General features: G+C 58.5%; 9 protein-coding genes and 1 tRNA gene (1 of these 10 cut by a window edge). 6 read left to right on the top strand and 4 right to left on the bottom strand.

Annotated features, from left to right (window positions below; translation table 11 throughout):
• Positions 1-221: 221 nt before the first annotated feature.
• Positions 222-347 (bottom strand): type B 50S ribosomal protein L36, encoded by a 126-nt coding sequence (gene ykgO / locus K529_RS00695; protein ID WP_005648635.1) that lies wholly within the window; start codon positions 345-347, stop codon positions 222-224.
• 81 nt (positions 348-428) lie between these two features.
• A tRNA-Val gene (locus K529_RS00700) sits at positions 429-503 on the bottom strand.
• Positions 504-660: 157 nt separating this feature from the next.
• Here K529_RS00700 and K529_RS00705 point away from each other — a divergent pair.
• The gene (locus K529_RS00705) at positions 661-1,521 is read left to right on the top strand and encodes an N-formylglutamate amidohydrolase (RefSeq protein ID WP_005648637.1); all 861 of its coding nucleotides are present in this window, start codon (positions 661-663) and stop codon (positions 1,519-1,521) included.
• A gap of 9 nt (positions 1,522-1,530) precedes the next feature.
• Here the strand turns inward: K529_RS00705 and K529_RS00710 are convergent, their stop codons facing one another.
• Positions 1,531-2,802, bottom strand: a complete 1,272-nt coding sequence (locus K529_RS00710; protein WP_005648639.1) for a DNA polymerase IV — start codon at positions 2,800-2,802, stop codon at positions 1,531-1,533.
• Between the two features lie 102 nt (positions 2,803-2,904).
• Between K529_RS00710 and K529_RS00715 the strand changes: the two genes are divergently transcribed.
• Positions 2,905-3,324: an NUDIX domain-containing protein gene (locus tag K529_RS00715; RefSeq protein ID WP_005648641.1), complete on the top strand. Its 420-nt coding sequence runs from the start codon at positions 2,905-2,907 to the stop codon at positions 3,322-3,324.
• Positions 3,325-3,721: 397 nt separating this feature from the next.
• On the opposite strand, the gene pyrF is transcribed toward K529_RS00715, so the two are convergent.
• Positions 3,722-4,453, bottom strand: coding sequence for an orotidine-5'-phosphate decarboxylase (gene pyrF, locus K529_RS00720; protein WP_005648643.1), 732 nt, complete (start codon positions 4,451-4,453; stop codon positions 3,722-3,724).
• Positions 4,454-4,697: 244 nt separating this feature from the next.
• Between pyrF and clpB the strand changes: the two genes are divergently transcribed.
• From clpB to msrQ, 4 genes are all read left to right on the top strand, one after another.
• Positions 4,698-7,316, top strand: coding sequence for an ATP-dependent chaperone ClpB (clpB, locus tag K529_RS00725; RefSeq protein WP_005648645.1), 2,619 nt, complete (start codon positions 4,698-4,700; stop codon positions 7,314-7,316).
• 176 nt (positions 7,317-7,492) lie between these two features.
• Positions 7,493-8,983 carry an FMN-binding glutamate synthase family protein gene (locus K529_RS00730; RefSeq protein ID WP_005648648.1) on the top strand — a complete coding sequence of 497 codons (1,491 nt, stop codon included), beginning with the start codon at positions 7,493-7,495 and terminating at the stop codon, positions 8,981-8,983.
• Positions 8,984-9,054: 71 nt separating this feature from the next.
• Positions 9,055-9,963, top strand: a complete 909-nt coding sequence (msrP, locus tag K529_RS00735) for a protein-methionine-sulfoxide reductase catalytic subunit MsrP (RefSeq protein WP_005648650.1) — start codon at positions 9,055-9,057, stop codon at positions 9,961-9,963.
• Positions 9,963-10,018, top strand: the beginning of a protein-coding gene (gene msrQ / locus K529_RS00740) for a protein-methionine-sulfoxide reductase heme-binding subunit MsrQ (RefSeq protein WP_005648651.1). It continues 544 nt past the right edge of the window; only the first 56 of its 600 coding nucleotides appear in the window; its start codon is at positions 9,963-9,965; its stop codon lies off the right edge, out of view. Before msrP ends, msrQ begins: the two co-directional genes overlap by 1 nt.

A 10,018-nucleotide genomic window follows, 5' to 3' on the forward strand; every position in this document is an offset into this window, starting at 1 on the left:
AATTACTATATTGAAGACCAAATGTAAGGGGTAACCGATTAATTCTGTCAGAAAAGTTATTCGACACCCGCGACATGCCGACACAGCCGATGACATCGGTGGTTTCGAGGGGCAGTGGCACATGTTGAATGCGCTTTGAATGCGCTAGGCTCAAAAAACAAAAAACCGCATCCAGAGATGCGGTTTTTCGGAGCCTCAAAGAGGCGTCTGATGCTAAGTGCTCAGCCTTGGCGTGCTTTGAACTTGCGCTGCGTCTTATTGATGACGTAAACGCGGCCCTTGCGACGCACAACCCGGCAGTCACGGTGCCGGTTCTTCAGCGAGCGGAGCGAGTTCTTGACCTTCATGGTCTCTCTCCTTTTCTGCGGCGCGAACCAGCGCCTGGGTTAGCGGGGCGTCCTGAACCGAAGTTCAAAACAGCGAAATCATGGTGGGCGGTACAAGGATCGAACTTGTGACCCCTTCGATGTCAACGAAGTGCTCTACCGCTGAGCTAACCGCCCATGATACCAACTCAAAACGAATTTAGCTGCGCCGAGTGGCGCATCGCTTCGCGTCGGTGAAGGGGTCTATAAAAGGAGTCGATTGTGGGCGCAAGAGCTTTTGCCACAGAAATATAAACTCTATGCTGGGAATCTCAGGCGGGAAGGCGGAGCTGGCATGTCAGGTCAGGCATATTCTATTGAGATGCCGCAAGGGTGGCAGTCACCAGTGGTGATTGCGTCTCCTCATAGCGGATCAAATTACCCAAAAACCTTTGTTTCTCAGTCGATTCTGGATGCAAAACGGCTGCGCAGCAGTGAGGATGCCTTTGTCGATCTACTGTTCGCGGCAGCGCCCCGTTTGGGCATGCCATTGCTGGCTGCAAAAATGCCGCGGGCCTATGTGGACCTCAACCGCTCCTCAGAAGAGCTCGATCCTGCCCTGATTGAAGGTGCACGCAGGCGCGGACAGAATCCCCGTGTGGCCTCCGGATTGGGTGTGATTCCTCGCGTAGTGTCGAACGGACGTGCGATTTATAGCGGCAAAATCACCATGCAGGAGGCGCGTATGCGAATCGATGACTATTGGTTCCCGTACCATACGGCCTTGCAGCGGTTGTTGGATGCAGCCCATACCCGATTTGGCGAGGCGATTTTGATCGATTGTCACTCAATGCCCCATGAGGCGATCGTAAATTGTTCGCCCCAGCGTGAAAAGCGACCCGAGATTGTGCTGGGAGATCGCTTTGGCGCAGCGGCGGATGGTTCCATCGTCGATGAGATTGAAGCTGCGTTTGCCGAGGCTGGGTTTCGCGTCGCGCGCAACAGCCCCTTTGCGGGGGCCTATATCACCCAAACCTATGGTCGCCCATTTCGGCAACAGCATGCGATTCAGGTCGAGATCGACCGCTCTCTTTATATGGATGAGGCCAATATCGCGCCTAACGCCGAGTTTGAGGCGATCCGTGCGCGTCTCACGCAGGCGTTGCAGCGGATATCTGGTTTGCGCAAGGATCAAAAGCCGATGGCGGCCGAGTAGGCTCAGGCCTTAGCGAAGGGCGCGCCCTTTCAGAATCGCCTCTTTGCCAAAGCGTTTGCGAATCTCATCGGCGGCGCGTTCTGCGCTGGCCCGTTTGGCGGCATTGGGGTCCAAGAGATCGCCTGTGGTATCGGCTTCGGTCTCGGGGACCAGTTCACTGATGCCACACCCCAGCAGACGAAACGGCCCCTGACTCACGGTCTGGTCCAGCAAATGCCGCGCGGTGCGGTAGATCTGGTCGGCAAATTGTGTCGGGCTGTGAAGCGATTGCCGCCGTGTGAGGGTGGAATGGTTCGCGCGCTTCAGCTTGAGCGTCACCACCCGTCCTGCCAGCCCTTTTGCCTTAGCCCGGTCTGAGACTTGCTCGGCCAATCGCCACAGATGCCCGTCCAAGACATCAATATGCATGGTGTCCGAAAAGAAGGTCGTCTCTTTCGAGATCGATTTGACAGGATTGCGGGCAGACACCTTGCGGCGGTCCTCTCCGCGCGCCAAATGCCACAGGCGATCACCCATGCTGCCGAATCTGTCGTGCAAGTCGCGCCGATCCCAGCGCAAGAGGTCGGAGAACGCGCGAATGCCCGCTTTTTCAAGGGAGGCCTGTGCGGCAGGGCCAATGCCCCAGATCAGGCGCACAGGTTTGTCATGCAGAAATTCGGCTGTTTCAGCTTCGCCTATCACTGAGAAACCGCGCGGCTTATCTAAGTCAGACGCGACTTTGGCGAGGAATTTGTTGTGGCTGAGGCCAATAGAGCCTGTGACGCCCAGTTCGTCTTTCATGCGCTTTACAAGGCGTGCCAGCATTACTGCGGGCGGAGCACCATGCAGGCGCTGGGTGCCGGAGAGATCCATAAATGCCTCATCTAGCGAGAGTGGCTCCACTTCGGGGGTGAGTTCATCCATCATTGCGCGAATGGCGCGGCTGGTTTCTGCATACGCCTCCATACGCGGTTTAATCACCACCGCATCGGGACAGAGTTTGAGCGCCTGAAACATCGGCATCGCCGAACGCACGCCACGAATACGCGCCACGTAGCACGCGGTAGACACAACGCCGCGATGGCCACCGCCAATGATCACTGGTTTGTCGGCCAACTCAGGGTTGTCGCGTTTTTCAACACTTGCATAAAACGCATCACAATCCATATGCGCGATAGAGAGTGTGAAAAGTTCGTCATGCTGCTTGATGCGAGGGCTGCGACACGATGGGCAGCGTTGCGGACCGCGTGGCTGCGTGCCGGGATTGAAACAATACAGGCAGTCGCGACAAAGGGCAGGCATGATGTGCTCGGGCAAGGCAAAAACGGGGGTGTGCACCGATGTCATTCCCGTTAGCGTGCAGGCATTGCAAACAGGCGCATCGGCGCAGAGTTGGATTGTATCATGAGCTTTAAGGGAGCGAAACTGCTGCTGTTTCTCGGGCCACGGCTGTTGGTGATTCTGCGAGACCAGAAGGCGGATATCCCCTTTCCCGGCTACTGGGATTTCCCCGGCGGCGGGCGCGAAGGCGACGAGACAGCGCAGGCCTGTGCGTTGCGCGAAACCCGCGAAGAAGTGGGGCTGATCGTGCCCGAAGCCGCCATTCACTACAGCCGCCGTTACCCGCGACCTGATGGCGCTACATGGTTCTTTGCCGCCGAGATCTCAGCGCGCAGCGTCGATGACATCCGCTTTGGCGATGAGGGCCAGCGCTGGGATTTGATGAGCCCGGATGAATACGCGGCGCACCCTCTGGGCATTCCGCGATTCAAGGTACGGTTGCAAGATTACCTGCAAAGTTGCCGTGGTGGCCCCAGAGATTGATGGGAGGAAAGGCAGCTTCCTCAAAGAGGATTGGCTGCTAAATTCAGCGTTTTCAAAAGAAAGCCCCCGCACAATTGGCGGGGGAAGGTGACGTTTCTCAGGAAGAGGTAAACGTCAGGGGAGTGTCTCAACCCCAGAATCGACCATTTGGGCCAGTTTCGCAAAGGTTGAGGGCATGTGCGGGGGGATTTAACGGTGTGCCCTGTGCTTTCAATGTCACGGAGCATGCATTCAATATTTCAAATCGAGCCACATATGGGCTCGATTTGTTCTTTGATCGCTACGGGTTGCAGCAAGATAACACGTTCGGTTTACGCTAGAGACCGAGACACACCCGTGCGTTTCATTTGCGCTTGTTTTTTAGGCACGCCCACGGATTGAGGGTGGCCAATGCCCGTCAGCCCTGATTTGGGGTCTGTGCTTGCGGGCTGTTCATTTCTTTGATGATGGCTTCGGCTGCAAGGCGCGGTGCTTCGGCCTGCCAGATCGGTCGGCCAACCACGATGTGGTCGACGCCGGATGCCAGCGCTTGCGCAGGTGTCGTGACACGTTTTTGATCGCCCAGATCGGCCCCAACCGGGCGCACACCCGGTGTCACGATCAGTTTGCCCTCGGCTTCGGGCAAAGCACGGATCAAGGCGGCCTCTTGCGGGCTCGCGATCACGCCATCCGCACCGGCGGCCAAGGCATTGCCTGCGCGTTCCTGCACCAGATCCTTGATCGCGCCGGATTTGATCAACGCCCCGTCAAGGTCCTCGCGATCCAGCGAGGTGAGGATGGTCACGGCGAGGATCTTCAGGTCTTTGGCCGCGGCACCCTCTTTGGCGGCGCTGACCACGTAAGGATCCCCATGCACCGTGAGGAAGTCGAGCTCGAACTGGGCAATGCCCCGCACGGCGTTTTCCACGGTGGCACCAATGTCAAAGAGCTTCATGTCGAGGAAGATCTTCTTGCCGAGTTCCTGTTTTAACTCATTGGCCAGCGCGAGGCCGCCACCGGTCAACATGCCCAACCCGATCTTATAGAATGAGACAGCATCGCCGAGTTGCTCAGCCAGCTTTAAGCCAGCAATGGCATTTGGAACATCCATGGCAACGATCAGGCGGTCATCGGCGAGGGGGCTGGTCATTTTGGATACTCCGGTTTGCTGCGCTGGGTCGCGCCTTCCTACTGCCTCCGGCCTGTCTCGAAAAGGGTGCATGGCGGCTTTTTGCGAGGCTTGATTAGGGTCAAGGTTCGTCAACTTCTGATATGGTACTGAGGGACTTGAAGATGGGGCGCAAATGCCCACATCTTTATCCGAGGCCCACACCGATCCTGTGCTGCTAAGCGGGCGGGGTCATGCGAGGGGCGCTTATGAAGAGGAGAAGAAGATGGACTTGAACAAGTTCACTGAACGGGCGCGTGGTTTTGTGCAGGCTGCCCAGACCATTGCATTGCGTGAAGGTCACCAACGGCTGACGCCGGAACATATTCTCAAGGCACTGCTGGACGACGACCAAGGCATGGCCGCCAACCTGATTACCCATGCAGGTGGCAATATGGCGCGCGTCAGCGAGGCCGTGGAAACGGCCATTGGCAAGTTGCCAAAGGTCTCTGGTGATGCAAGCCAGATTTATCTGGATGGGCAGACCGCCAGGGTTCTGGATGAAGCTGGCAAGGTCGCCGAAAAAGCGGGCGACAGTTTTATCCCGGTCGAACGTCTGCTGACAGCACTGGCACTGGTGAAATCCAAGGCCAAAGAGGCATTGGATGCAGGTGGTGTGTCTGCGCAAAAGCTGAATGAGGCGATCAACGACGTGCGTAAAGGCCGTACCGCAGACACTGCGACGGCCGAAGATACCTATGAGGCGCTGAAGAAATACACGCTCGACCTGACGGAGCGCGCACGCGAAGGCAAGATCGACCCGATTATTGGCCGCGACGACGAAATCCGCCGCGCCATGCAGGTGCTGTCGCGTCGGACCAAGAACAACCCCGTCATGATCGGTGAGCCGGGCGTGGGTAAAACCGCGATTGCCGAAGGCATGGCCCTGCGCATCGTAAACGGCGACGTGCCCGAGAGCCTCAAGGACAAACGCCTGCTGGCGCTCGATATGGGCGCGCTCATTGCGGGTGCGAAGTATCGCGGCGAGTTTGAGGAGCGCCTCAAGGGGATTCTCAACGAAGTCACCGATGCGGCGGGTGAAATCATCCTGTTCATCGACGAGATGCACACGCTTGTGGGCGCGGGTAAATCCGATGGCGCAATGGATGCGGCAAACCTCATCAAGCCGGCGCTGGCGCGGGGAGAATTGCACTGTATCGGTGCGACCACGCTCGATGAATACCGCAAGTACGTGGAAAAGGACGCAGCCCTTGCGCGCCGCTTCCAACCCGTAATGGTGACCGAACCGACGGTGGAGGACACGATCTCTATCCTGCGTGGCATCAAGGAAAAATATGAGCTGCACCACGGTGTGCGCATCGCTGATGCGGCACTGGTATCTGCGGCGACACTGTCAAACCGCTACATCACTGACCGATTCCTGCCTGATAAGGCGATCGATCTTATGGATGAGGCAGCATCGCGTCTGCGCATGGAGGTGGACTCCAAGCCCGAAGAACTGGACGCGCTCGACCGTCAGATCCTGCAAATGCAGATCGAGGAAGAGGCGCTGAAGCTGGAGGATGATGCGGCGTCGAAGGACCGTCTGGACCATCTCCAGAAGGAACTGGCGGATCTTCAGGAGCGCTCCAGCGAGATGACGGCGCAATGGCAGGCCGAACGCGACAAGCTCGCCTCGGCGCGTGATCTGAAAGAGCAGTTGGATCGCGCTCGTGCGGAACTGGACATCGCGAAACGCGAAGGCAACCTCGCCAAGGCGGGTGAGCTCTCTTATGGCGTCATTCCGGGATTGGAAAAGCAGCTCTCGGAAGCGGAACAGAAAGAAGAGCAGGGCCTGATGGTCGAGGAAGCGGTGCGGCCAGAACAGATCGCAGCCGTGGTTGAGCGCTGGACCGGTATTCCGACCTCCAAGATGTTGGAGGGCGAACGTGAGAAGCTCTTGCGGATGGAAGATGGTCTGCACAAGCGCGTCATCGGCCAGAATGCTGCCGTGACGGCTGTGGCAAACGCGGTGCGCCGGGCGCGCGCGGGGCTCAATGATGAGAACCGTCCGCTGGGGTCGTTCCTGTTCCTCGGGCCGACCGGCGTGGGGAAAACCGAGCTCACCAAGGCTGTGGCCGAGTTCCTCTTTGATGATGACAGCGCCATGGTGCGCATCGATATGTCGGAGTTCATGGAGAAACACGCGGTCGCGCGTCTGATCGGCGCCCCTCCGGGCTATGTCGGTTACGACGAAGGCGGCGTGCTGACGGAGGCCGTGCGGCGCAGACCCTATCAGGTGGTGCTGTTCGACGAGGTCGAAAAAGCGCATCCAGATGTGTTCAACGTGCTCTTGCAGGTGCTTGACGATGGGATGCTGACGGATGGTCAGGGTCGGACCGTGGATTTCAAGCAGACGCTGATTATCCTGACGTCGAACCTCGGTGCACAGGCGTTGAGCCAGTTGCCGGATGGTGCGGATGCGGCGGATGCCAAGCGCGACGTGATGGACGCGGTACGGGCGCATTTCCGGCCCGAATTCCTGAACCGTCTCGATGAGACTGTTATCTTTGATCGCCTCGCGCGGCAGGACATGGACGGTATCGTCGAAATCCAGTTGCGGCGACTGGCCAAACGTCTGGCGCAGCGCAAGATTACGCTTGAGCTCGATGACGGTGCCAAGACATGGCTCGCGGATGAGGGCTATGACCCTGTGTTCGGTGCGCGTCCGCTCAAACGCGTGATTCAGCGTGCCTTGCAGAACCCGCTGGCCGAGGCCTTGTTGGCCGGAGACATCAAGGATGGTGAGACCGTTCCTGTTTCCGCGGGCGCTGAGGGTCTGGTGATCGGGGATCGTGTCGGCAGCTCTGACCGGCCGAGACCGGATGATGCCGTGGTGCATTGATCGCCCTGATAGAATGAACATGGGTCGCCCTGCGGGGCGGCCCTTTTTTGCAAATATGAGTTCTCGTGATCGGCGGTGCGGTAAACGTCATCCGTCTGTCATGGATCAACATGTTATAGCTGAGTGCAGCCAGGTCCAAACGGGCCGCGCAATTTTGAGTACGGAAAGGAAGTGTGATGGGTTTTGCGATGAATGCGGTGTCGATCCTCGCGGTGGTGTTTATCTGCTTGATCGGCGTGTTTGGCCTCGTCGGGTTTGTGATGTTCATTTCTGATCGAACGCAGACGCAGGATGCCATTCGGCGCAACTATCCGGTCCTTGGGCGCTTTCGCCATCTGTTCAGCACTTTGGGAGAATTCTTCCGTCAGTACTTCTTTGCGATGGACCGTGAGGAGTTGCCCTTCAACCGGGCGCAGCGGGAATGGATTGCGCGCGCCTGTGCCGGGGTGACAAATACGGTTGCCTTCGGTTCCACCCGCAACACATCCGTGCCGGGCACGCCGATCTTTGTGAACGCGCCGTTTCCGCCGCTGGACGATCAATCCGCCTCGACCGAGCCGATGTTGATCGGCCCCACCGCGCGCGTCCCTTATAATGCACCATCGTTCTTCAATATCTCGGGCATGAGCTACGGGGCCTTGTCGCGCCCCGCTGTGACGGCCCTCAGTCGTGGCGCGCGCGAGGCAGGTGTCTGGCTCAATACGGGCGAGGGGGGGCTCAGCCCGTTTCACCTTGATGGGGGCTGCGACATCGTTTTTCAGATCGGCACTGCCAAATACGGGGTTCGCGATGCGGCGGGCAATCTCAGCGATGCGCGCCTGAAGGAAATCTCCGAGATCCCGCAGGTGAGGATGTTCGAACTGAAGCTCGCGCAGGGCGCAAAGCCCGGCAAGGGGGGCATCCTGCCTGCGGCCAAGGTCAATGCCGAAATCGCCGAAATTCGTGGCATTACTGAGGGTGAAGCGAGCATTTCCCCCAATCGTCACCTTGATATCGCAAATTATGACGAACTCTTGGATATGGTTGCGCGGGTCCGTGAGATCACGGGCAAACCCGTTGGCATTAAAACTGTCGCAGGCTCCGAAGTCGCCCTGCGCGAGATGTTCCTGAACTTCGCCGCACGTCCCGATGATGTGCCGGATTTCATCACCATCGACGGTGGCGAAGGTGGCACCGGGGCGGCGCCCATGCCGCTGATTGATCTTGTGGGCATGTCCGTGCGTGAGGCGCTGCCGATGGTGTGCAATCTGCGCGACGAGTATGGCTTTAAGGACCGCATTCGCCTCATCTCCAGCGGCAAGCTGGTCAATCCGGGCGATGTGGCCTGGGCGCTGGCGGCGGGCGCGGATTTTGTGACCTCCGCGCGGGGCTTCATGTTCTCTTTGGGCTGCATTCAGGCGCTCAAATGCAATCGCAACACCTGCCCGACCGGCATCACCACCCACGACCCGCGCTTTCAGCAGGGGCTTGTGGTTGAGGATAAATACCTGAAAATCGCCCGCTATGCCCGCGAGGTGATTCACGAGGTTGAGACCATCGCCCATTCGGTCGGTGTGGATGAGCCGCGCAAGATGCGCCGCCGTCACATGCGCATCGTGCAGGAGGATGGCTCCTCGCGGCCGATGAATGAGATCCTGCCAAGTTACAGTGCTGTCGCGGAGATGTGAGAGGATATGTTTTTGCTCTGAGGCCTTGGAGCGTTACCTCATGGGGCAACCCGACTTGAAGGAGCGCACATATGGCCCACCGCTGGCAGAACGACCTGACCCATAGCGACATCACGCCCGAACCCCTGTTCTGGAACCGGCGCAAGATCCTCGCCGGGCTTGGCGGCGTTGGACTTGGTAGTATTGGGGCAGGGCTTGCACAGGCCGAGACGGAGGGCCTTGATCCCAACACATGGGAAGAGGTCACGTCTTACTGCAACTTCTATGAGTTCGGCACCGGCAAGACCGATCCCGCTACATATGCAGGCCAGATGACGACGTCCCCTTGGGAGGTCGAGATCGACGGTATGGTCGATAACCCCGGCACCTATGGGTTTGAGCAGATCCTGTCGGAAATGACGCTCGAGGAACGGATCTACCGGTTCCGCTGTGTTGAGGCATGGTCGATGGTGATCCCATGGCAGGGGTTTGAGCTGGCCGACCTCTTGAATGTGGCCGGTGTGCAGGAGGGCGCGAAATACGTCGCCTTTGAAACGCTCCTGCGTCCAGATGAAATGCCGGGCACCCGTTACCCGGTTCTGGATTGGCCTTATCGCGAGGGCCTGCGGCTGGACGAGGCGATGCATCCGCTGACCCTGATGGCGACGGGGATCTTCGGAAAGCCACTGCCGAACCAGAACGGCGCCCCGCTTCGTCTGGTGGTGCCGTGGAAGTATGGCTTCAAGTCGATCAAATCGGTGGTGAAGATCACCCTCACGGATCAAGAGCCGCCCACCAGTTGGAATATGGCCAATGCACGCGAATACGGCTTTTACAGCAATGTGAATCCGGAGGTGGATCATCCGCGTTGGAGCCAGGCCACAGAGCGTCGCATCGGTGGCGGGTTGTTCTCGCGCCGTCAGCCGACCCTGATGTTCAACGGCTACGACAAGGAGGTTGCCTCCCTCTATGAAGGTCTGGATCTGACAAAGAACTTCTGATGGATCTTACGACACTGAATTCCGCTCTGCGCCGGGTGCCGTCGTGGCTCATATA

The sequence above is a fragment of the Tritonibacter mobilis F1926 genome (assembly GCF_000376545.2).
In the GTDB taxonomy this organism is placed as follows: domain Bacteria; phylum Pseudomonadota; class Alphaproteobacteria; order Rhodobacterales; family Rhodobacteraceae; genus Epibacterium; species Epibacterium mobile.